We start from the raw sequence: 23,905 nt of genomic DNA, 5'->3' as shown, positions 1-23,905 counted from the left end.
GTAAGTCGATAAAAATGTGTTTATGTCCAATAATATAGAACCCAATCCTATTTTAAAACGTTTGCCCGAACACTTAAAACAGTTTATAAAACCTCAAAATTATGAGCAATATTCTGCTATAGATCAAGCGGTTTGGCGCTACGTGATGCGGAAAAATGTCAATTTTTTAAGTCAGGTTGCACATAAGTCTTATGTTGAAGGGCTCAAACAAACAGGTATTTCTGTTAACAGCATTCCTAACATGTATGGCATGAATCGTATTTTAAAAGATATTGGCTGGGCTGCTGTGGCTGTTGACGGTTTTATTCCTCCAAATGCCTTTATGGAATTTCAGGCTTATAATGTCTTGGTTATCGCCAGCGACATCAGGCAATTGGAGCATATTGAATATACGCCTGCTCCAGACATTATACACGAAGGTGCTGGCCACGCCCCCATTATCGCAAACCCAGAGTATGCCGAATATTTAAGGCGCTTTGGAGAAATTGGCTGCAAAGCCATTTCGTCGGCTAAAGATTATGAACTTTACGAGGCCGTACGGCACTTGTCCATTATAAAAGAAGCTCCAAATACGAAAGATGAGGATACCACTTCGGCGGAAAAAAAAGTAGAAGACCTTCAAAAAAACATGGGCAAACCCAGTGAAATGGCTTTGATAAGAAACCTACATTGGTGGACGGTAGAATACGGTCTGATTGGCACAATTGCAAACCCTAAAATTTATGGTGCCGGATTGCTTTCTTCCATTGGAGAAAGTGCTTGGTGTCTAACAGATGAAGTAAAGAAACAACGGTATACTATTGAAGCCGCTTACCAAGATTTTGATATTACCAAACCACAGCCACAGCTATACGTTACGCCAGATTTTGCACATTTAAGCTTGGTTTTAGAAGAATTTGCCAACACCATGGCGCTACGCAAAGGTGGACTAATGGGGGTTACCAAACTTATTGAATCTGAAGCTTTGGGGACTATTGAGTTAAGTACAGGTCTACAAATATCAAGTGTTTTTCAAAAAGTTATTGAGCATGAAGGAAATCCCATTTATGTTCAAACATATGAGAAAACAGCACTTTCTTACCGAGAAAAAGAACTGGTTGGTCACGGCACAGATACCCATAAAAAAGGGTTTGGGTTTCCCATTGGAAAACTTAAAGGCATTAATTTAGCCATTGAAGACATGAGCCCAAGAGATTTGAGTGCTTACAATATTTATGAAGAAGAAACAGTTAACTTAGAATTTGACGGAGGCATAACAGTATCGGGTGAAATTATTACCGGCAAACGTAATCTTCAAGGAAAAATCATATTAATAAGCTTTAAAAACTGCACGGTTATACACCACGACACAATTTTATTTAAGCCCGAATGGGGTGTTTACAATATGGCTATTGGCAAAGAAGTAGTTTCTGCATTTTCTGGTCCAGCGGACCAAAATAGTTTTGATTTGATAACGCACCAAACTTCTTCGGAAACCATTCATTTAAAAAAATCAAAGGAACGTATCGAGCTTGAACTCCTGTACCAACAGGTTAAAGATTACAGAGAAGAAAAAAACCAAACCATTTCCAGGACCAAAGTTTTGGAGCAACTTATTGAAAAACACCCAAACGATTGGTTGCTGCCCGTTGAACTTTATGAGTTGGCCTTTAAGGGCGGTGAAAAAAAATTATGTGCCAGTATTTTAAAGCACTTGGAGCTGATTAAACAAAATAGACCTGAAGTGGGGCACTTAATTGATGATGGGTTAGGGATTACACAGAATACAACTATTAGCCAATAGCTTTAAACCATAGTGCTATGTTACCTAAACCTTTCTAGCGTTTTTTTGGTAAACTTACTTAGCACCAGTTTACCACTAATTTCAGCTCTTTCGGGCAACAGTGTGCTCCAATTTTCGGTGCCTTTCCAAAACACTATTTTCATTTCTTTGAGAGCATCAGGATTATAAGTCGCCAATTTTTCGGCTAAACTTTTAACGGCTTCGTCTAAGGCTTCAGTAGTATCAAACACCTCACCAAACAATCCTTTTTCCCTTCCGAAGTCAGCAGAAAAAAACGTTTCGGCATTTATAGTCATTTGCGACAAGCAAGCACTTCCAATTTTTCTTGAAACTACAGGTTCAATAACAAAAGGACCAATACCAATGGTTAATTCACTCAACTTAATGGATGCGTATTTTGTGGCCAAACAATAATCTGTTGCTGCTGCCAAACCAACACCTCCTCCAACAGCTTTTCCTTGCACACGGCCGACAATTAGCTTTGGGCAATTCCGCATAGCGTTTAAAACGTTTGCAAAACCCATAAAAAAGTCTTTGCCTGTTTCGGCGTCTTCAATCAAAATAAGTTCTTTAAAACTTGCTCCAGCACAAAATGTTCTATCACCACCGCTTTTTAAAACAATGACTCTAATTTCATCATTGCTTCCCGCGCTAACTATGGATTGTTCCAATTCGTTCAAAACTTCACTGGGCATCGAATTTTTATTGGGATGGAAGAATTCAATATAACCAACATTGTTTTCAATTTTTAGGGTAACGTATGGGTTTTCCATATTTTTAACAGCAATTTATTTAAAAGTTGAATATACAAATTTCATTTTGTAATAATATTTAGCTAGTTTTAAAAAAAGTACAAATTATGGGATTTTTAGATTTTATTTTGGGTTCGAAAAAACGACAGGTACAACGCTATTTAGACAAAGGTGCCTTAATTTTAGATGTTAGGTCCAAAAAAGAATGGGATGCTGGACATATTGAGGGGGCTATGCACGTCCCTCTGGATAATTTAACCGAAAAGGTTGATAAAATTAAACGACTCAACAAACCCGTGATTGTTTGTTGCCAAAGTGGTGTGAGATCGGCTAAAGCTGCCAAATTTTTAAACCTGAATAATATTGATGCAACAAACGGTGGCGGATGGATTAGCCTGAAAAGTAAATTATAGCTCTATACTTTCAAGCATTTCGGGCGTGGAGATAGGCGTTTGATGGTATTGCATAGTCCACCCCAAAGAATTGGTGAGAATATAGAATTTAGAAAGTTCACTTATCAGTCTGTTTTTGGCATTCTTCTTTAAGTCGGAAGCTGCAATTTTTTTATTCAATGAAACCTTAACAATATTTTTTATGTCATTATAATCTTTGGCTTCAAAAGGATTTAAAAAATCGGCTTGAATGTCATAATATTCAAAATCGGGACTAATCTTAATTTCTTCATCAGGAATGCTCAAAATAGTTAACGTTTTGGTGTCTTCATCTATTTCAAACTCAATTTTACTTAAATCGTAGGCTATGGTAACGTCGGCATTAACAATCACCAAAGCTTTCTTTTCAACAGTAAAATAATCGCTAAAAATATCCTTTGAATTCTTATAATTGAATACTTCACTAAAATGGCCTTCGGTAACTATAAGTTTACCCACATTTTTTACTTGTTCTTGAATAAGTGCTGAATTTTCACGAAGTACTAACTTGTCTTCTCGTTTTTCATCACAATACTTAAAAGTAAAAAGGACCACTAAAGTGATAAAAACGCCAAACAGAATTTTTCTCATAAAGCTAAGTTATGAATAATTTAGAAAGAAACTCTACTTATTAGAAGAGCAATTTAAACCTTAAATATGAAGCAAAAAAAACATTAGTTTCCTTCGACATAAGAAGTCTAACTAATGTAAAAACTATTTTTTTTGTACGATGTAAAATTATTCTATTTGTCCTAAATAAGTTTTATCTTAAAGTTAAGAGATTATTAAGTTCTATTTAAAACTTTGAAAAATCATATCGATACTAGTAATTTCGGGTCTACAAGCGGTATTATCAAGAACAAATATTTCACAACAAAAAAACACCAATTTTAAAAATGGTTTGCCATTTTTAAAAATTGATGCCTTTTGATATGAACTGATTAATAGCGTAATAAATTTAACTTAATATATTGAATATCAACTAATTTTTCGACAAAATGTTATAATAAAAGGTTAAGCGTAATAGTGTCAATATTACACTTAATCATAAAAAATATCGACAACAAGATTTAGTTGTTTAAATCGAAAGCACTTATGTTGTTTCCTTTGTCCTTGTAATAAAGAAATCCTGCAATATCGTCAACCTCATACATAGGGTTTTTATCATTAATTACAACTTCACTTAATGTTTCTCCTGAGTCTTTATCAACTTTAATCAAGGCTACTCCTTCATCTACTTTAGTTAAAATAAAAGCTGAATTGGCTGTTGCCTTGGTTGCTTTAAAACGTTTTGCCATTTCTTGAAATCCCGCATCTGTAACATTTGCCCAGCTTTCTGCCTGTTGTTCATGGTATTGAACCGTGCTATTGTAAGATGGGACTCCTGCTCCTTTCATGTACCCAGCAGACGCTGAATGCGATATGGATGCAGTAGCAGATGCTAAGGTTAACACACCTACAACAGCAAGCCCGAATGCGCTTTTGCCAGGTGCGCGGTGGTAAACATGCCAATTTGAATTGCCTTGAAATTCTAACATTTCCATATTCTGCGAAGAAGTTAGCAAGATACCTTCATCCCTGACCTCAATATTTGTTGGGTCTTCTTTACCTTCAAAATTTGTATCATTGGCTATCAAATCATAAGCGCCACTATTGCCATCTACTTCATAAACGCCATCTTTACAAGTAATGAGAAATCGATTTCTAGATTTGTCATACGCTGAAGCTACTGCTACAGAACGCTTATATTTAATAGGTTTACCAAAAACCGACTCTCCAGTTGCCATATCTATAATATCGGCATCTGTTTCAGATATATAAAGAAGTCCTTTGGGAACTGTTGCCATAATTTGTATACTAGGACCTGTTTTTAAAGGTTTTTTCCACCGTGGAGTACCATCAAAACCCATTTTATTTATCCCTCCGTCAGAAACTCCGAAAAGAATACCATCATCCTCAATATAAAAGTGACTGATAATGCCTTTCGTTTTAGGCGACTTATCCCATAAATCGGCACCTGAATTCAAATCTAAAAGATAGACTTTTGAGGTTCCCGATCCTTTTAGTTTACTCATCAGTTTACTCCCACCACTCAAAATATTAGTTACGATTGCCAATCCGTGTTCGGTAAACTCTACGGTTGAAATAACACCTTTTATTTTATTGCCTTCTGACCACAATGATGCACCTGTATCAGAATTAATTTTATAAACAACCGTGTTATCACCTTTTGATCGGAATGCATAAACCTCCTTTGAATCTTCATTGGTAACAATACTTGTTGCATTTTTAATGTCTGCCGTCCATCTTACTACAGCCGAGCTTATTGAATAACATTCCACATTTTTCATTCCCGGTATAATAATATTATCACCCATAATATCAGGTTGTCCTATCATTGGGTTTGTAGGTTTCCGCTCAAAAATATTTACAAGCTTACCTGTTTTCAAATCATACAGACCAACCCCTGCAGTATACTTATTTCCTTCTTCCTTATGCATTCCATTGACTACAAACATCATTTCAGGGCCCAAAAAATGCCTGCTTGAAACTCCGTTTTGCCAATTTTCAGCTTTTGAATCGAATACAATTTTACCCTTAACCACATCTACCACTACTGTGTGCATGAAAATGCCTCGAGGTTTGATAATTACGTATGGGGTATTCGGAACAAACTCTAAGTGTTCCTCCTTAACCCGTTTAAGTCGCTCTAGTTTGAAGGAAACTTCATGGCTATTCGGCCTGATCCCAGTTAATGCTTCCCCTGTCGATGCTAATAGAGTACCAGATTCGTGTAGTATTAGCCATTTTACCTGTCCATCAAAAGCATATTGGTAGTCTGGTGCTGTTTTTTGAGACCATCCTGCATGGGCTAATAACAAAGCTACTACGAGCATCACTATTTTTTTTATATCTCTCATTGTTGAATGTTTTATTGGTTAATAGTTCCTCAAATCTACAACTTTAAACAAATAAAAGCAATTCGATGAATTAGGTATACTTTAAAATACAATGTCGGGAAATTGAGACTTAAGTTGTTTTGTTTTAACTTCTAAACCTTGAAGAAACTGGAGGTGGGCCTCAGAATTTGGATTGAATGGTTTATGCAAAAGTCCTTTTTGAATAGTATCAACCTCTTCCATAGTTTTAAAGGAATCTGAAGACATCCAAACCTGTTGAAACCTTTCCCAAATATAATTGATAGCCGTTTGATTGGGGTGTATCATATCGGCCTCATAAAATCGATAATCACGAAGTTCGTCCATCATAATTTCATAAGAAGGAAAGTACAGCCCTTTAGCATCCAAAATAACCTTTTGGATAGCAGAAATTAAATGTGCTTTGCTTTGGGTATTTTCAACAAAACCATCTTTTAAGTGGCGCACTGGTGACACAGTGAAAATTATTGCCGATTTGGGATTGACTTCATTAATTAGATTGATTATGTTTTTCACGGAAGTGAAAATCTCTTCAACCGACAACAGTTCTTTTTTAAACTGTTTTTGTGGCACTTTGTGGCAATTGGCAACCAAAATATCAGATTCTAAAAACCTATAAACCCAAGCTGTACCTATAGTAATTACAATATGGCTTGCATTTTTTATTTGTTCGTGGGTTGATTTAATTTTAGAATTTAATTGGTGTAACAAATCTTCTTTTGAAACCTCACTCAACTTAGAATGTGCATCAAAGCAATGCCATCGTTCATTGTGAAAAAACACATCTTGTTCTGAGTAATTGTAATTATTAACAGCTTTTTCAACCAAAGTTTCAATGGCTTTGGGCTGAAATAAAATACCGAACGGATTTTGAAGATTTTTAAACTTGAAATAGTTCAGTTTTTTTCCAATATTATCTGAAAAACATGAACCCAAAAGTAACATATTAGACTGGTAATCAATTAGATTATGAGGCTGTTTATTTAGCGGTATTTGGGTTTGAAGTTTCATTAATTCAGGCTGCTATATTTCAAAGACATAAAGTTACAAAGTTTAGAACTTAAAACTTTAGTCTTTGAAACTTTACACTTTCAGAACTAGCTATTCTATATATTTTTTTGCTTCACTTAAAGCAGCATTAATCCCATCAGGGTTTTTACCCCCAGCAGTAGCAAAAAATGGCTGTCCGCCGCCGCCACCTTGGATGAATTTTCCAAGCTCTCGTACTACATGCCCAGCATTTAAACCTTTTTCGGTCACCAATTCTTTTGAAATGTAACATGACAAGAGCGCTTTGCCATTTTGCTCAGTAGCTAGAAGCAGGAACAGATTGTTATGCTCGCAGCCCAACTCGAAAGCAACATCTTTTAATCCACCAGCATCTAAATCCAACTTTTTGGCTAAAAACTGAACGCCATTAACTTCTTGCAGTTCGTTTTTTAAATCACTCTTAATATTCTTGGCCTTATCCTTTAAAAGAGATTCTATTTGCTTTTTAAGCGCATTGTTTTCGTCCTGTAAATTTACAAGGGCTTTCACTGGTTCTTTAGTGTTGTTAAGCAAAGCTTTCATTTCAATAAATGCCTGATTATTATCAAAATAATAATTTTTAGTTGCATTATTGGTAATAGCCTCGATACGACGAATTCCTGCAGCCACTGCGCCTTCTGTAATAATTTTAAAGTGCCAAATATCGGCCGTATTATCAACATGTGTTCCTCCGCACAACTCAATGGATTTGCCAAAACGAACAGAACGGACTGTATCTCCGTATTTTTCACCAAACAAGCTCATTGCGCCTTCAGCTACAGCTTCCTCTATTGGCGCGTTTCGTTTTTCCTCTAAAGGCAATTTTCCATCGATTCTACGGTTTACAAAATCCTCTACATCCTGTAATTCTTCAGGTGTTAATTTTGAAAAATGTGAAAAATCGAAACGTAAATACTCCGCATTTACAGCACTACCCTTTTGTTCAACATGAGTACCCAAAACTTCTCTAAGTGCCTGGTGCAACAAGTGCGTTGCTGTATGGTTGCACTCGGTTTGGCTCCTATGGGTTTGATCAACAACGGCTTTAAACGACTCATTGATATGTTCTGGTAAGTTTTTTGCAAAATGGATAATCAGATTGTTTTCCTTTTTGGTATCTAAAATATAAACTACATCACCATGAGCTCCTTCCAAATAGCCTTTGTCTCCTACTTGTCCTCCACCTTCTGGGTAAAACGGTGTTATGTTGAACACCAATTGATACATATCCCCATCCTTCTTGGTACTTACTTTTCGGTATTGGGTAAGTTTTACTAGAGTTTCTAACATGTCATATCCCACAAATTCAGTTTCGGCATCGTCACGTAAAACAACCCAATCATCAGCATTAATTTCGCTTGCCGCACGCGAACGCTCTTTTTGCTTTTGAAGTTTTTCCTTAAAACCTTCTTCATCTAGCTTTAATCCTTTTTCAGAAAGAATCAATCCGGTTAAATCTATTGGAAAACCATATGTGTCATATAATTCAAAAGCTTTTTCACCCGAAACAGTATCACCTTTAGTTTCTTCAACAATTCTATTTAAAAGAACCAAACCTTGGTCTAAAGTGCGTAAAAACGACTGCTCTTCTTCCTTTATCACATTCTCCACCAGCCTTTTTTGATTTTTGATTTCTGGAAAAGCTTGCCCCATTTTTTCACTCAACACATCAACCAGCCTGTAAATAAATGGTTCCTTTTTATCTAGAAAGGTGAATCCGTAACGCACGGCACGGCGTAAAATTCTTCGAATAACATAACCGGCGCCCGTACTACTTGGCAACTGCCCATCGGCAATTGAAAATGCCACTGCTCGAACATGATCTGAAATCACGCGAATGGCAACATCGGTCATTTCATCTTTGCCATATTTTTTATCAGTAATGGTCTCCAACTCACGGATTATCGGCGTAAACACATCGGTGTCGTAATTTGATTGAACGCCTTGAAGCACCATACAAAGGCGCTCAAAACCCATTCCGGTATCAATATGTTTATTTGGTAACGTTTCTAGGCTTCCGCTGGCTTTTCGGTTGTACTGTATAAAAACCAAATTCCAAATTTCTACCACTTGCGGATGATCTTGGTTCACTAGGTCTTTTCCCGGAATTTTGGCTTTCTCTTCCGCAGAACGAATATCCACATGTATCTCACTACACGGTCCACACGGACCTTGATCGCCCATTTCCCAGAAATTGTCTTTTTTATTTCCTTTTAATATACGGTCCTCAGAAATGTGCTGTTTCCAAAGGTCGTATGCCTCAGTATCCATTCCCAGACCATCTTCTTCACTTCCTTCAAAAACAGTAACATATAAAATATCTTTGTCTATCCCAAAAACTTCGGTTAACAATTCCCAAGACCATGCAATCGCTTCATTCTTAAAATAATCGCCAAAACTCCAATTGCCCAACATTTCAAAAAGGGTATGGTGATAGGTATCGTAGCCTACCTCATCTAAATCGTTATGCTTACCAGAAACACGTAAACACTTTTGACTATCGGTTAGTCGAGCATTCTTTGGTGTGGCATTCCCTAAAAAGTATTCTTTAAAGGGCACCATACCTGCATTTACGAACATTAAAGTAGGATCGTTTTTTAGTACCATTGGAGCCGATGGCACAATGCTATGCTTTTTTTCTTCAAAAAAACTTAAAAACTTAGAACGGATGTCTTGAGACTTCATATATAAATTATTCTCTTTTCGGTTATTTGGCTTTAATTACAAAACTATTTTTATCTTTACTTTCCCTAATTTTGAGTAACCAAACCAATTTGCTAATAATATTTTATTGGTTTGTTCGTTTTTTTTAAAATTTGCGTCTTGTAATTAAAGTTTATAAAGCGCAAAAATAGTATAATTTAAGAAATGAGTAAGGTAAAATATTACTACGATCCAGAATCGCTTTCTTACCGAAAGATAGAGCGTAAAAAAAGAACCACGTTTAAGTACGCTTCTTTATTTATCTTAGCTTCTGGTTTTTTTGCTTTTATATTTGTTTTTATCGCCAGCCAGTACATTGAATCGCCTAAAGAACGTGCTTTTAAACGCGAACTTGAAAACACAAAGCTACAGTTTGAATTACTGAACAAAAAAATGGGACAGGCCGAAGCTGTTTTGGCCAATGTCGCTGAAAGGGACAACAATATTTACCGCGTATATTTTGAAGCCAACCCCATTCCGGAAGAGCAGCGTAAAGCTGGTTTTGGAGGTATTAACCGATACAAAAGTTTGGAAGGCTTTGATAATTCTGAATTAATTATAGAAAGTAACAAACGATTAGACATTCTCCAAAAACAAATTGTTGTGCAATCTAAATCGCTTGACGAAATTGCAGTACTTGCTAAAGAAAAAGAAAAACTATTAGCGGCTATTCCTGCTATTCAGCCGGTAAGCAACGAAGACCTAACACGAATGGCATCAGGATATGGTATGCGTTCGGATCCTTTCACCAAGGTAAGAAAAATGCATTGGGGGATGGATTTTACTGCGCCTAGAGGCACACCTGTTTATGCCACTGGTGATGGTATTGTTAAAAGAGCCGACAGTAACTCATCAGGGTATGGCAGACATATAAGAATAGACCACGGCTATGGCTATACCAGTCTTTACGCCCACCTTTACAAATACAACGTTAGAAGAAACCAAAAAGTAAAACGTGGTGATTTAATAGGGTTCGTAGGCAGTACCGGACGCTCTGAGGCACCACATTTACACTATGAAATATTCAAAGACGACAACCGCATTAACCCCATAAACTTTTATTATGGTAGTTTAACGGCGGAAGAATTTAATAAACTACTGGAGCACGCTTCTTTAGAAAACCAATCTTTAGACTAATGCATATAGAACTACCCGAAAAACGATATTATGGAATTGGTGAAGTAGCAAAGGCCTTTGACGTTAACACCTCTTTAATCCGTTTTTGGGAAAAGGAGTTTGATGTACTAAAGCCCAAGAAAAATGCAAAGGGCAACCGTAAATTTACTCCAGAAGACATTAAAAATCTCAAATTTATTTACCACTTAGTAAAAGAACGTGGTTTCACTTTAGAAGGCGCAAAAACTCACCTAAAAGAAGAAAAAAAGCAAGCTTTAAGTAATTTTGAAATAGTTAGCAAACTTGAAGATATCAAAAATCAATTGACAAAAATAAAGGAACATTTGTAACAATTGCTCCATATCCTTACTAACATTATAGTACATACAATTCAATAAAAAACTTTAACACTAAAATCATTCAATATGAAAAAATGGCTAATTCCTGTTATTATAATTGCTGTTGTAATTTTCGGTATTTATAGATGGGCCGTTGGATTCAACAACGATGCTGTAAGACTAAACGAAAACGTAAGCGAAGCTTGGGGTAATGTACAAACTTCATATCAACGTCGTAACGATTTAATAGGTAACCTCGTTAACACTGTAAAAGGAGCTGCGGATTTTGAACGTAAAACACTTACTGATGTTATTGAAGCACGTGCTAAAGCAACATCAATTAGTATAGACCCTAACAATATTACACCAGAACAATTAGCACAATACAATCAAGTTCAAGGCGGGCTAAGTGGAGCTTTAAAAAGTTTGTTGGTAACCGTAGAACGATATCCTGAATTAAAAGCTAATCAAAATTTCTTGAAGCTACAAGATGAATTAACCAGTACCGAAAATACTATTCAAACGGCTAGGACACGATTCAATGAAGCCATTAAGCCTTACAACAACCATGTGAAAACATTCCCAAATTCAATCTTAGCTGGTCTATTCAATTTTGAAGGTAAACCTTATTTTGATGCTGAAGCTGGCTCTGAAAAACCTGTAGATGTTGAATTTGATTTTAACTAAAACCATATGTCACAAGTAGAAGATTTCTTGTCAAAAAACGACGAACAAGAAATCATTGAAGCCATTAGAACTGCTGAATTAAACACCTCTGGTGAAATTCGTGTACACATAGAAAAAAAGTCTAAAACAGACTCATTTAACCGTGCTTTGGAAGTATTTCATTATTTAAAAATGGACAATACCAAGGAGCAAAATGGGGTACTTATTTATGTGGCAGTTGAAGACAAAACCTTTGTGATTTATGGCGACAGAGGAATTAACGAAGTGGTTCCTGTAGATTTTTGGGACAGCACAAAAAACATTATGCAATCACACTTTAAGTCTGGAGAATTTAAGCAAGGACTTGTTGAAGGCATTTTAAGAGCAGGTAAAGAACTTGAAAAACATTTTCCTTGGGAGCAAGGTGATATCAACGAACTCTCTGATGAAATTTCAAAAGGCTAATGCACAAACTTAAAAACACTACATTTTTTCTTTCTTTTCTGTTCTGCTTATGTTTTACACAAATAACAAAAGCACAGTTTGACATACCTAAAATACCCGAAGAGCAGACTAGTGTTTACGATTATATTAAGCTTCTATCTAGTTCTGAAAAAAACACCCTTGAAAATAAACTCATCAAGTATTCAGACACTACTTCAACTCAAATCGTAATTGCTATTATAAGCACTACAAAAGGAGAAAACATTGGTCTTTTAGCGCCTCGGTGGGCGCAAAAATGGGGCATCGGACAAGCCAAAGAAGATAATGGTGTGTTTATTTTATTAGCTAGAGATGACCGCAAAATCTGGATTTCACCAGGCTATGGCGTCGAAGATAGGCTTACGGCCGGTATTGTTGGCGAACTTACTCGAAATATCATTATTCCTGAATTTAAAAAGGGCAATTATTACCAAGGGCTTAATAATGGCGTTGACGCTATTTTTGAAGTTTTAACGGGAGCTTATCAAGGAACTCGAAAAGCTAATGATTCTAATTCTTTCCCTCCTAAGTTAATTTTTATCCTCATTGTCATTTTTATCTTCATTCTTTTATCCATTTCCAAAAATAAACGTGGAGGCGGACGTGGAGGAAATAGACATAAAGGCTTTGATATTTGGGACGCCATAATCCTAAGCAATATGGGGCGTGGTAGCTACGGTGGTCGCTCAAGTGGCAGTGGTTGGGGCGGAAGTTCCGGTGGTGGCTTCGGTGGTGGTTTCGGTGGTGGTTTTGGCGGCGGCGGTTTCTCTGGAGGCGGTGCAGGAGGAAGCTGGTAAAGCCCTGTAATAAAACACTTACTCCTAAATCAATTTTTAAAACCTAAGATTAACTACCTATTAAACCTTCCTGTAACATTTCCATCTAAAATTCTAGTAACCTCTTCCGTAGTAGCATAATTAACATCACCAACATAGGTGTGTTTTAATGCACATGCGGCACTTGCAAATTGCATGGATTTAAAATCGTCGTAATGTTGTAAGCCATAAATTAAACCCGCTGCAAAGGCATCGCCCGTACCAATTCTATCGACAATATGCGTGATATCGAAATCCTCGGTTTCCCTGAATTCTTTCCCGTTCCACATTCGCGCTCTAATTTTATGCCATGATGAGTTAATAGAAGTTCTTATCTTATCGAATACTTTATTAATGGTCGGGAATTCTTCCATTAGTTTTTTACTGGCTTCAATAAACTCTTCGTTACTATAGCCATAATCAGTATCTAAAACTTCATTTATCTCATTTATACCCCCAATAAAAACCGTAGAGCAATGTAACAATTCAGTTAACGTCTCTTTAGGGTCTGTACCGTATTTCCATAAGCCACTCCTATAAGTGGGGTCTGCCGAAACCTGCATACCTTTGTCTTTGGCCAATTTCAATCCTTCCTTTAATGTATCGAAAGCACCTTGCGTTAGCGCCGGCGTAATACCTGTCCAGTGAAACCAACTGCCTTTTCGCAGTGCCTTTTCCCAGTCTACCATATGTGGTTGGATTCCGGAAAATGCCGAATGCGACCGATTATAAGAAATGGAACTAGGTCGCATAACCGCACCCACTTCAAGAAAATATACGCCCAATGGTCTGTTGGAGCGAACTATAGCCGTGGTATCTAAATCAAATTTGTTGAGATATGCGATAGCCGTATCACCTATAAAATCATCTGAAATGGCCGTAATATGTTTTACGTTTCCTCCAAAATGTGCAATAGATAATCCTACATTGACTTCAGTGCCCCCAAAATAAAACTCTAAAGTATTGGCTTGAATAAATTTCTTGTTTCCAAAAGGCGATAAGCGCATTAGCACTTCACCAAAGGTTATAATTTGACTCATAGGTTGATTAGTTTTAGTATTTAAAAATAATCAATCCGTAGTTAATTAGCCCATAGTTAAGCAACGATTTTGCGAAAAAACTTTACTTCTTTCGCATATAAACACTAATAGGTACCCCATGGAAACCAAAGTTTTCACGGAGTTTATTTTCCAAATAGCGTTTGTAAGGCTCTTTGATGTACTGTGGCAGGTTACAGAAAAATGCAAATTGCGGCTGTGGGGTTGGCAATTGCATGATGTACTTTATTTTTACAAATTTACCTTTGTATGCAGGTGGCGGGTAGTTTTCAATTATAGGAAGTAATACTTCATTGAGCTTACTGGTCTTTATTTTTTTAGCTCGGTTTTTATAAACCTCAACAGCGGTTTCAATGGCTTTAAAAATACGTTGTTTAGTCAATGCAGAAATAAACACTACAGGTACATCAGTAAAAGGTTCCATTTGCTTTTTTATCGCCTTTTCGTATTCCTTAACAGATTTATGGTCTTTCTCTACCAAATCCCATTTATTTACCAAAACCACTATACCTTTTCGGTTGCGCTCGGCCAACCAAAAAATGTTCTGTACTTGACCGTCAAAACCTCTATTAGCATCCAATACAAGTAAGCACACATCTGCATGTTCAATCGCTCGAACGCTACGCATTACTGAGTAAAATTCTAAATCTTCCTTAACTTTAGATTTTCTACGGATTCCTGCCGTATCAACCAAATTAAATTCAAACCCAAAACGGTTGTATTTAGTATCTATGGCATCACGTGTTGTTCCGGCTATATCGGTTACAATATATCTATCTTCACCTATAAGCGCATTGATGAAAGATGATTTTCCCGCATTTGGTCGACCCACCACGGCGAAACGCGGCAATTCTTCCTCTTCAACTTCCTCTTTTTCTGGAAGCACATCAATCAAAGCATCCAATAAATCGCCTGTACCGCTACCATTTATGCTAGCAATGGTATAATAATCACCCAATCCTAACGAATAAAACTCTACTGCATCTTCAGAGCGTTTGGAATTATCGACCTTATTCACCACTAAAAAAACGGGTTTTTTGACCTTTCTTAGTAATTTAGCCACGTCCTCATCCATTCCGGTTACACCAGTTTCGACATCTACCATAAAAATAATGGCATCGGCTTCATCAATGGCCAATTCCACCTGCTTATCGATTTCAGCTTCAAAAACATCCTCACTACCAACTACATATCCTCCAGTATCAATTAGAGAAAACTCTTTTCCATTCCAATCACTTTTACCATAGTGGCGATCTCTAGTAACGCCGCTTACGGCATCAACTATAGCCTCCCTTCGTTGAATCAATCGATTAAAAAACGTTGATTTACCAACATTTGGTCTTCCTACTATAGCTACGATATTGCTCATAATGAATTTTTAATAATAATTTCAGGCAGACTTTTACTTTACACAGATGCTACCTGAAAACTTTTGCAAAAATAGCAAATATCCTGACGCCCAATTCTTTTTTGACAAAGAATAAATTATATTAAATTGAATAAAAAATAGTAAATTACCTTACCAATAACTAATCTTATGGCATTACCCAATGATATTGTTTTAAGGCCACGCTTTAAATTTGAAATATCCAGAAGCAATGAAGCGGTTTTAAAGGATTTTGAAAGCGCTAAAACTACCCAGTCAGAATTTATTGTAAATCGAATTGATGACCATGTTTTTATAAAATACCCGAAGGAAAAACAACATTTTTGGTCGCCACAACTACATTTGGAGATTAATGAAATAACCGAAGATTCTTGCATGTTACATGGGTTATTCGGCCCTAACCCAACGGTGTGGACCTTATTCTTGTTTCTTCACTTTATGGTAGCGGTTATATTTGTTGCCTTTGGCATTTGGGCATACTCAAACTGGTCGTTAAAACAAAGCTATGCCCTGCAATTAAGCATCATGTTTTTAATGGTTCTTATTTGGACAGCCTTATACTTTGCGGGAAGTATCGGTAAAGCTTCGAGCAAAAAAGATATGATTGCTTTGAATGATTTTATGAATGGGGTCTTAGGCACTAAGTAAAACTTGCTATAAAGCAATGGCAAATGCACTTTAATTAATTCTTGTTAATCAACAATTTATCTCTAGTTATTATATCCAAAACGTTTAAGCTGGTTTTGGTTGCTACGCCAGTTTTTATTAACCTTAACATAAAGTTCTATATGGATTTGTTTTCCGAAAAATGTTTCCAAATCTTTTCTAGCTTCAACTCCAACGCGTTTTAAAGCACTGCCTTTATGGCCAATAATAATCCCCTTTTGGGTTTCTCGCTCCACCATGATGACCGAACGAACCCTAATGATTCTTTCTTCTTCAAAAAACTCTTCTGTTTCTACCTCAACAGCGTACGGGATTTCCTTTTTATAATGCAGAAGAATTTTTTCGCGAATGGTTTCGTTTATAAAAAAGCGCTCTGGCTTATCGGTAAGTTGGTCTTTAGGATAAAACGGCGGTGATTCTGGAAGCAAATCAATTATTCGATTGAATACTTCCTTTACATTAAAACCTTCAAGCGCCGAAATTGGAAAAATCTCAGCATTAGGAACTTTCTCAGCCCAAACCTGTACTTGTGTTTCCAGTTGCTCTTGGTTCGATTTATCGATTTTATTCAGTAACAGTAAAACCGGGATTTTAGAATTGGTGATTTTTTTAAAAAATGCTTCATCCTTTAAGGTCTGCTCACCAATTTCAACCATGTAAATCAAAACATCGGCATCTTCAAAGGCAGATTTTACAAAATCCATCATCGATGCCTGCAACTCATAAGCTGGTTTTATAATACCCGGTGTATCACTAAGAACAACCTGAAAATTATCGCCGTTTACAATACCTAAAATCCGATGTCGTGTGGTTTGCGCTTTTGAGGTAATAATAGAAAGCTTTTCTCCAACAAAGGCATTCATCAAGGTGGACTTGCCCACATTGGGATTTCCAATAATATTTACAAAACCTGCTTTATGGCTCATGTATGCTGTTTTTAAGTTGATGCAAATTTACAACTTGAAAATGATTGAACCCTATAGTATGAGAAACAAAAAAAGCAGAAAGATTAACTTTCTGCTTTTAATTTTTATTTTGTGAAGTAGGTTCGTTTACTTAACCTCTAATAATTCAACATCAAAAACTAATGTTGCATAAGGTTTAATTGGCCCACCTTGTCTAGGGTTAGCACCATATGCTAAATTTTGAGGAATAAAGAACTTATATTTAGCTCCTTCATTCATTAATTGTAAACCTTCAGTCCATCCTTTTATTACTTGAGTTACACCGAATTCCGTTGGCTCACCTCTATCAACAGAGCTGTCAAATACTGTTCCGTCTAACAAAGTACCATGATAGTGTACTTTTACTTTAGAAGAAGTAGTTGGTTTTTCACCTGTTCCCTCTTTTAAAACAATGTATTGCAAACCGCTTTCGGTAGTTTGCACACCTTCTTTATTCTTGTTTTCTGCTAAGAATTTTTCACCTTCAGCTTTATTTTTTTCACCTTCTTCTTTTCTTTTGGCCATTTCTTCCTGTTGTTTCTTTTGGAAATATGCTCTAACTAATTGTTGTGCTTTGGCTTCATCAATCTGAAGATTAGTTGAATCTGAACCATTTAAAAAACCTTGAATGAATAAATCGTTATCAAACTCATCAAAGCTCTTTTTTACGTTGTTAGCCACATCAATTCCAATAGCATAACTTACAGAATCCAACTCGGTTTTTAATGGTTTGTTTGATACGCCGTTTTTGTTGCAAGATACCATTAGTAAAACGAACGTTAATAGACTTAAAAATTTCATTATTTTCATTTTGTTTGTTGTTTGTTACGTGGTTGATTTTTATGCGATGCCAAATGTAACAAATTTAAAGTGAGTAAAAAAAAGAAAACCTTCCCGAATCCCGAGAAGGTTTTAAGTTTAACAAGTTTTTAAGAAGGAATAGTATTAAAACCCTCTAACCTTTTTAACAATGGCTAAAGCATCTTTTACATCCTGCTCTAATTTTGCATAATCTTTATTGGCAATGATGTCTTTTGAAATTAATTGAGACCCCATGCCCACACATGTTGCACCGGCATCAAACCAACCTTTTAAATTTTCTTCGTTTGGAGACACACCACCTGTTGGCATAATGCTCGTCCACGGTTGAGGGCCTTTAATTCCTTTAATAAATTTTGGACCGTATAAATCGCCTGGGAATAATTTTACAATTTCGCAACCCATTTCCTCAGCTCTAGCTATTTCGGTTAAACTTCCGCAACCTGGAGACCAAAGTACTTTTTTACGATTACATGCTATAGCGATATCTTCACGTAAAACCGGAGTTACAATAAAGTTGGCGCCCAAAGCCATATAAAGAGAAGCTGCTGCCCCGTCAGTAACAGAACCAACGCCCATGATCATACCTGGAAGTTCTTTAATGGCATATTTTGTTAATTCACCAAAAACTTCGTGAGCAAAATCACCCCTTGCGGTAAACTCCATTAAGCGAGCACCACCATCATAACATGCTTTTAATACTTTTTTACTTAATTCTATATCACCGTGAAAAAACAAAGGAATCATCCCGGTGTCTTTCATTGCTTGTGCTACTTCTAATCTTGAAAATTGTGCCATTTTATTGCTTAGTTATTAAATTTTTAATTCCAGTTTAATATTTTCTTAAAGTCGTATGCCTCTGGATTGGGCACATACTTTTTAGCTTGATCATAATCTTTTTCTTGAATGTAGAATAAATTATTAAAGAACAATTGCGCCATATCTGAATTTATATCTACCAATCTTGGAGGAATCTTTCCGTTTTCATCCTCAAAATCCTTTAAAAACAAAGGTGTAATATCTCCTTTTGAATTTGCACTAACTATACACCCCGATATGCCTTGATCAAACAGCTTCTTAACACCAATTCCTAATAGCGTACATAATGTTAAATCGAAGGCAATGGGATTACAACATCTTAATTCATAACCCAATTCCACTGGTCTGGTTTTCACCGTTAACCCAATTTCTTTCAATTTAACCTGTAAAAGATAATTAAAAATATGTGATTTACTTACATTTCCAAGTTCGGGATGCCCGTGGTCGTCATAAGTGAAACTAATTCCAGAGTTTATAATTTCATCTTCATCCATAAAATGAAAAACACCTTCGCTTATCAAAGCTACACCATATTCAATACCTTGAATTTTACACTTTACAATTGAAGAAACAATTAAATTAATCAATTTCTCAAAAGTAATATTGGTTTTGTCGAACATTTCCGGAATAATCATCATTTGAAAATGACATGCAGAAGCAATTCCGAACGCTAAATGACCCGCTGAACGACCCATTGCTGACATAACAAACCAATTTTCGCTGGTTCTGGCATCTTCATAAACAGTATTGCCTATTCTAACCCCTTCGTCTTTCGCCGTATGAAAACCAAATGTTGGGTTTCTGTCCGGCAAAGGTAAATCGTTATCGATAGTTTTTGGAACGTGAACGTGAGCTACCGTTAAATCTTGAGTTTGAAGATATTTGGTCAACCTATTGGCGGTTGAAGCTGTATCGTCACCGCCAATAGTTACCAATAGTTTTACGTTGTTCTTTTTAAAAAAATCTGCTTTAAAATCGCTGTCTTTTGGCTTGAATCTACTCATAATTAAAGTAGAGCCACCTCGACTAAAAATACGATCGGCATGATGAAAATCAAAGATTTTTACCTCTGGATTTTCAGAGAGCAATCCTTTATAACCATGGTGCACACCAATAACTTTGAAACCGTCTTTCATGAAAGTTTTGGCAACAGTACTTATTACAGTATTAATACCTGGTGCAGGACCACCTCCGCACATAATCGCAATCGATTTTTCCATTTTACAATAACGTATTTTGAAATTATTCTAAGATTATCTGGCTACGCGACCTGAAGCATCACCACCCATAAGTTTTTCAACTTCGGACACGGTTACCAAGTTCGCATCACCTTTTATAGTGTGTTTCAAACAAGAAGCCGCCACTGCAAAATCAAGTGCATTTTGATCATCTTCTGGGTATTTAAGCAATCCGTAGATCAATCCACCCATAAAAGAGTCACCACCACCTACTCTATCAACAATATCGGTAATTTGATACTGACGTGTTTCGTACATTTTCTTACCATCATATAGAACACCAGCCCATGTATTATGAGACGCAGAAATAGAACCTCTTAATGTAGTAATTACTTTTTTAGCTCTTGGGAATTTTTCCATCATTTGTTGGCAAACAGATAAGAAAGCTTCCGCCTTAACATCATGTCCTTGAGTTTGAACGGTAATACCTTCTGGTTTGATACCAAAGTGCATTTCGGCATCTTCTTCGTTTCCTAAAACAACATCACAGTAAGAAGTTAATTCAGTCATTACTGCTTCTCTGTGCGCATCATCGCAGTAATTCCATAATTTTGCACGGTAGTTTAAATCTGTTGAAATAGTAACTCCTTTTGCGCTTGCAGCTTTTACAGCTTCTAAGCAAACATCAGCTGAGCCTTGCGAAATTGCAGGTGTAATACCTGTCCAGTGAAACCACTCAACACCCTCAAAAACAGCATCCCAATCAATCATTCCTGATTTGATTTCAGACATCGCAGAATGTGCTCGGTCATAAACCACTTTTGATCCTCTAGATACAGCTCCTGTCTCTAAAAAGTAAATACCTAAACGGTCTCCACCCCAAACAATTTTATCAACATTTACTCCTCTTTTTCTCATTTCCATCATAGCACATTCACCAATATCATTTTTTGGCAAACGCGTTACAAAATCTACTGGTACTCCATAATTAGCCAATGAAACGGCTACGTTAGATTCACCACCACCATAAACAACGTCGAAGCTACTAGCTTGTGAGAATCTTAAAAATCCTTGAGGTGCCAAACGCAGCATAATTTCCCCAAAAGTGACTACTTTTTTCATTTTTGAATTGTGTTTAGTTTTAATTAATAACTGGTTAAACGTTTAACCAAAACCCTTAAAAAGCGCATATAATCTACAACGTTATCTTATTCAGTTAAGTTTTGATTATAAAAATTATCGCACTATATTTGCTTAAACGATTAAGCAAAGGTATAAAAAAAATAATTATCAAAAGAAAAACTACCATAAAAGATATTGCGAATGTGCTAAACATATCTACTGCAGCAGTCTCAAAAGCGCTGCATAACGATTCGCGCATCAGTGAAAAAACTAAACAAGCGGTTAAGCAAGTAGCCAAAAACCTGAACTACCAGCCCAACCATTTGGCAAGTGCACTTCGTAAAGGAAAAAGTAACCTGGTGGGTGTTATTGTACCACGTACTAATAGTAACTTCTTCTCTTCGGTTATTCAAAACATAGAAGAAGTGCTTAATAAAGAGGGTTATAACATCATTATGACCCAATCTAACGAGTCCTATAAAAAAGAGTGCAATAATATTGACACCTTACTTTTTACCCAAGTTGACGGCATTATAGCATCAATGGCCAATGAAACTGTTGATTTGAATTATTACGAAAAAATAAAATCCAAAGGTATTCCTTTAATTTTGTTTGACCGTGGTGAAAACGATTTGAATGTCGATTATATTGGTATTAACGACTTCGATAGCAGCCATATGATTGTTGAACATTTGGTTGAACAAGGCTGTAAGCGCATAGCTCATATTGGTGGCTACAGACACACAAGAATTTTTAATAATAGAATTAAAGGGTATACAGATGCACTGAAAAAGCACAATTTACCTTTGGATAATGAATTATTAATTGAATGCCACTTAAATATTGAGGACGGACGGAAAAAAATGAGGCAACTCCTTAATTTAAAAAATAGACCCGATGCCGTTTATGTTGCTAGCGACCATGCCGCACTTGGTGCGCTTGAAGTTTTAAAAGAACAAAACATAAAAGTGCCGCAAGAAATGGCTTTAGTAGGTTTTGGAGACGAACCTTTTACAGCTATCGCTACCCCAAGTATTACCAGTGTAAAACAGCATAGTGAAGAAATTGGTAAGCAAGCGGCCAAACGGCTTTTGGAATACACCAAACAACCTTCAATAAAGCAAAGCTTAAATAAAATCATTCTTGACGCAGAATTGGTGATACGGGACTCTTCGAATATTAAAAGTGTTAAATAAATCTATTGATTTTCCAATAATACAATTTCATAGGGTGTATCAATTTCGACTTTACCACCTTTTACTGTTGAAATTGAATTGGAATATGCGTCGTAAAGCATTTGCCCATCCGCAAACGCTTGAGAAACATCAAGCACTTTGTTTCCTTTGGGCAATTCTAACCCCACTACCACAACATCTTTATACTCACCTTTTGAAAACTTCCTAGAAAAAACGTAAGGTTCTTGGGTTAACATTTGATGAACCCCAGCTCCTATTGCCGGATGGTTTGTGCGAAACCGACCCAATTTTTGCCAATGGTTTAAAATAGCGCTCGTCTCGGGGTTGTTTTTAACAGCATCCCAATTCATGAACGAACGCAAAGTGGCATCGCCGTGAGTGCCTTCTACCACTAAAGACCGCGCCGATTCATCTCCATAATACACCTGTGATGTACCTGGACACAACAACAGTTTGGTTGCTGTTTCAAACGGTTTTTCTCTGTTTTCATCAAAAGGTTGCCCGTCATCATGCGAACTTAAATAATTTAATATTCCGTAGCCCTTTAATTCTGAATTCAAAACATTTGCATATCTACTAAACATCAGCTCCATTGGTTGTTGAGCCGAATTCCATTTTAGTTCAAAATTTATCAAACTGTTGAAAGCATCATCAAAATAGTTTACTTTTTTATCACCAAAATCGAAAAATTTCCCTCCCGAAATACCATAATTGTAAACTTCCCCCACTAAATAAAAAGTACTGTCGTCCAATACTTTTTCCGGATTATTCTTTTTGAATTGTTCAAAAGCAAAATCACACTGATCTTTAAACTCTTGCCAAACATAGGGTTCGGTATGTTTAACCGTATCTACTCGATAGCCATCAATTCCAAATTCCCTAATATAATCGGTAAGCCATTTCATGATATAAAATCGCGGTGCTCTCATATAGTTTGTACGCTTAAAGAAAGCGTCCAGCTCTACAACTTCCTTTTCGTAACGCCCTTCCCTTTTCCATTTTTCAACCAATTGTTGTGGCAATTCAACCTCATGGTCACTTTCTGTCCTTATATCTGGAAGATTATTGACCAGCGTGCATGTAACAGTATTTTCAAAAGATTTATAATCACATTGCGGCTCAGTACGTACCCATGATTTTGGCCAAACTGGATCAATTTTAGTGACAGGCCCCGTGTGGTTTATAACGGCATCCAATAAAATACGGATACCATTCTTATGAGCTGTTTCCACTAATTCGTGCAAATCTTCTCTGGTTCCAAAATTCGGGTCGATGTTGGTCCAATCGCTGGTCCAATAACCGTGAAAAGCATAGGTGTTTCCTGTGCCTTCATTTGTAGCTCCATGAATTTGCTCAACAATAGGTGTCATCCAAATCGCATTGATTCCTAAATTTGTAAAATATCCATCCTTAATTTTTTGCGTTACCCCTTTAATATCACCGCCCTCAAAACCACGAAGTTTTCCTGTTTCAGCGATTCTATCAAAATTGATATCATTGGATGTATCACCATTATTAAAGCGGTCGGTCAATAGAAAGTACACGTTTGCTCCTTCCCAAATGAAAGGTATGTTCTCTTTAACTTCTAGTACTTTTTCCTCATTTTGTTTACAATTGAAAAAAGCTATAGCCACTAAAAGAAAGCTAATGATTTTTTTCAT

General features: G+C 36.4%; 22 protein-coding genes. 9 read left to right on the top strand and 13 right to left on the bottom strand.

Features of this window, described 5'->3' with window-relative positions; genetic code table 11:
• Positions 1–22 precede the first annotated feature (22 nt).
• The gene (locus tag ACIEHO_RS13570) at positions 23–1,783 is read left to right on the top strand and encodes an aromatic amino acid hydroxylase (RefSeq protein WP_406972625.1); all 1,761 of its coding nucleotides are present in this window, start codon (positions 23–25) and stop codon (positions 1,781–1,783) included.
• Between the two features lie 20 nt (positions 1,784–1,803).
• Here ACIEHO_RS13570 and ACIEHO_RS13565 read toward each other — a convergent pair whose 3' ends face one another.
• Complete coding sequence (locus ACIEHO_RS13565; protein ID WP_406972623.1) at positions 1,804–2,556, bottom strand: enoyl-CoA hydratase/isomerase family protein; 753 nt, start codon at positions 2,554–2,556, stop codon at positions 1,804–1,806.
• An 86-nt stretch (positions 2,557–2,642) separates the two neighbouring features.
• Between ACIEHO_RS13565 and ACIEHO_RS13560 the strand changes: the two genes are divergently transcribed.
• On the top strand, positions 2,643–2,948 hold the full coding sequence (locus ACIEHO_RS13560) for a rhodanese-like domain-containing protein (RefSeq protein ID WP_406972621.1): 306 nt from the start codon (positions 2,643–2,645) through the stop codon (positions 2,946–2,948).
• On the opposite strand, the gene ACIEHO_RS13555 is transcribed toward ACIEHO_RS13560, so the two are convergent.
• The 4 genes from ACIEHO_RS13555 to alaS form a co-directional block, all read right to left on the bottom strand.
• The gene (locus ACIEHO_RS13555; RefSeq protein ID WP_406972619.1) at positions 2,943–3,557 is read right to left on the bottom strand and encodes a DUF4230 domain-containing protein; all 615 of its coding nucleotides are present in this window, start codon (positions 3,555–3,557) and stop codon (positions 2,943–2,945) included. The two genes, ACIEHO_RS13560 and ACIEHO_RS13555, sit on opposite strands and share 6 nt — an antisense overlap.
• 479 nt (positions 3,558–4,036) lie before the next feature.
• Positions 4,037–5,887: a hypothetical protein gene (locus ACIEHO_RS13550; protein WP_406972617.1), complete on the bottom strand. Its 1,851-nt coding sequence runs from the start codon at positions 5,885–5,887 to the stop codon at positions 4,037–4,039.
• An 81-nt stretch (positions 5,888–5,968) separates the two neighbouring features.
• A complete protein-coding gene (locus tag ACIEHO_RS13545) occupies positions 5,969–6,916 on the bottom strand; it encodes a GSCFA domain-containing protein (RefSeq protein WP_406972615.1) in 948 nt (315 codons plus the stop codon).
• Positions 6,917–7,006: 90 nt separating this feature from the next.
• Entirely contained in the window at positions 7,007–9,619 is a 2,613-nt protein-coding gene (gene alaS, locus ACIEHO_RS13540; RefSeq protein ID WP_406972613.1) for an alanine--tRNA ligase, read from the bottom strand.
• 183 nt (positions 9,620–9,802) lie between these two features.
• On the opposite strand from alaS, the gene ACIEHO_RS13535 reads away from it, so the two are divergent.
• The 5 genes from ACIEHO_RS13535 (at position 9,803) to ACIEHO_RS13515 (ending at position 13,037) form a co-directional block, all read left to right on the top strand.
• Positions 9,803–10,774 carry a M23 family metallopeptidase gene (locus ACIEHO_RS13535; protein ID WP_406972611.1) on the top strand — a complete coding sequence of 324 codons (972 nt, stop codon included), beginning with the start codon at positions 9,803–9,805 and terminating at the stop codon, positions 10,772–10,774.
• Positions 10,774–11,103 (top strand): MerR family transcriptional regulator, encoded by a 330-nt coding sequence (locus ACIEHO_RS13530; protein WP_406972609.1) that lies wholly within the window; start codon positions 10,774–10,776, stop codon positions 11,101–11,103. The genes ACIEHO_RS13535 and ACIEHO_RS13530 overlap by 1 nt, the downstream gene beginning before the upstream one ends.
• A gap of 75 nt (positions 11,104–11,178) precedes the next feature.
• Positions 11,179–11,778 (top strand): LemA family protein, encoded by a 600-nt coding sequence (locus ACIEHO_RS13525; protein WP_406972607.1) that lies wholly within the window; start codon positions 11,179–11,181, stop codon positions 11,776–11,778.
• A gap of 6 nt (positions 11,779–11,784) precedes the next feature.
• Complete coding sequence (locus ACIEHO_RS13520; protein WP_406972605.1) at positions 11,785–12,222, top strand: TPM domain-containing protein; 438 nt, start codon at positions 11,785–11,787, stop codon at positions 12,220–12,222.
• Positions 12,222–13,037, top strand: a complete 816-nt coding sequence (locus ACIEHO_RS13515) for a TPM domain-containing protein (RefSeq protein WP_406972603.1) — start codon at positions 12,222–12,224, stop codon at positions 13,035–13,037. The genes ACIEHO_RS13520 and ACIEHO_RS13515 overlap by 1 nt, the downstream gene beginning before the upstream one ends.
• Positions 13,038–13,090: 53 nt before the next feature.
• Here ACIEHO_RS13515 and ACIEHO_RS13510 read toward each other — a convergent pair whose 3' ends face one another.
• Both ACIEHO_RS13510 and der read right to left on the bottom strand, forming a co-directional pair.
• A complete protein-coding gene (locus tag ACIEHO_RS13510; RefSeq protein WP_406972601.1) occupies positions 13,091–14,095 on the bottom strand; it encodes a sugar kinase in 1,005 nt (334 codons plus the stop codon).
• A gap of 82 nt (positions 14,096–14,177) precedes the next feature.
• Positions 14,178–15,482 (bottom strand): ribosome biogenesis GTPase Der, encoded by a 1,305-nt coding sequence (gene der / locus ACIEHO_RS13505; protein ID WP_406972599.1) that lies wholly within the window; start codon positions 15,480–15,482, stop codon positions 14,178–14,180.
• Between the two features lie 168 nt (positions 15,483–15,650).
• On the opposite strand from der, the gene ACIEHO_RS13500 reads away from it, so the two are divergent.
• A complete protein-coding gene (locus ACIEHO_RS13500) occupies positions 15,651–16,148 on the top strand; it encodes a GTP-binding protein (protein ID WP_406972597.1) in 498 nt (165 codons plus the stop codon).
• Between the two features lie 62 nt (positions 16,149–16,210).
• Here ACIEHO_RS13500 and era read toward each other — a convergent pair whose 3' ends face one another.
• From era to ACIEHO_RS13475, 5 genes are all read right to left on the bottom strand, one after another.
• Positions 16,211–17,092: a GTPase Era gene (era, locus tag ACIEHO_RS13495; protein ID WP_406972595.1), complete on the bottom strand. Its 882-nt coding sequence runs from the start codon at positions 17,090–17,092 to the stop codon at positions 16,211–16,213.
• A 126-nt stretch (positions 17,093–17,218) separates the two neighbouring features.
• Complete coding sequence (locus ACIEHO_RS13490) at positions 17,219–17,911, bottom strand: FKBP-type peptidyl-prolyl cis-trans isomerase (RefSeq protein WP_406972593.1); 693 nt, start codon at positions 17,909–17,911, stop codon at positions 17,219–17,221.
• 144 nt (positions 17,912–18,055) lie between these two features.
• Positions 18,056–18,727, bottom strand: coding sequence for a bifunctional 4-hydroxy-2-oxoglutarate aldolase/2-dehydro-3-deoxy-phosphogluconate aldolase (locus tag ACIEHO_RS13485; protein WP_406972591.1), 672 nt, complete (start codon positions 18,725–18,727; stop codon positions 18,056–18,058).
• A gap of 23 nt (positions 18,728–18,750) precedes the next feature.
• Positions 18,751–19,968, bottom strand: a complete 1,218-nt coding sequence (locus ACIEHO_RS13480) for a 6-phosphofructokinase (protein WP_406972589.1) — start codon at positions 19,966–19,968, stop codon at positions 18,751–18,753.
• Between the two features lie 33 nt (positions 19,969–20,001).
• Positions 20,002–21,048, bottom strand: coding sequence for a PfkB family carbohydrate kinase (locus ACIEHO_RS13475; protein ID WP_406972587.1), 1,047 nt, complete (start codon positions 21,046–21,048; stop codon positions 20,002–20,004).
• 128 nt (positions 21,049–21,176) lie between these two features.
• Here ACIEHO_RS13475 and ACIEHO_RS13470 point away from each other — a divergent pair, with 128 nt between their 5' ends.
• The gene (locus ACIEHO_RS13470) at positions 21,177–22,244 is read left to right on the top strand and encodes a LacI family DNA-binding transcriptional regulator (RefSeq protein ID WP_406972585.1); all 1,068 of its coding nucleotides are present in this window, start codon (positions 21,177–21,179) and stop codon (positions 22,242–22,244) included.
• A 2-nt stretch (positions 22,245–22,246) separates the two neighbouring features.
• Here ACIEHO_RS13470 and ACIEHO_RS13465 read toward each other — a convergent pair whose 3' ends face one another.
• Positions 22,247–23,905 (bottom strand): alpha-amylase family glycosyl hydrolase, encoded by a 1,659-nt coding sequence (locus ACIEHO_RS13465; protein ID WP_406972583.1) that lies wholly within the window; start codon positions 23,903–23,905, stop codon positions 22,247–22,249.

Source organism: Flavisericum labens (assembly GCF_045446075.1).
Lineage (GTDB): Bacteria > Bacteroidota > Bacteroidia > Flavobacteriales > Flavobacteriaceae > Flavisericum > Flavisericum labens.
Note: the sequence above shows the minus strand (reverse complement) of the source record. Positions and strands in the feature narration are given on the sequence as shown.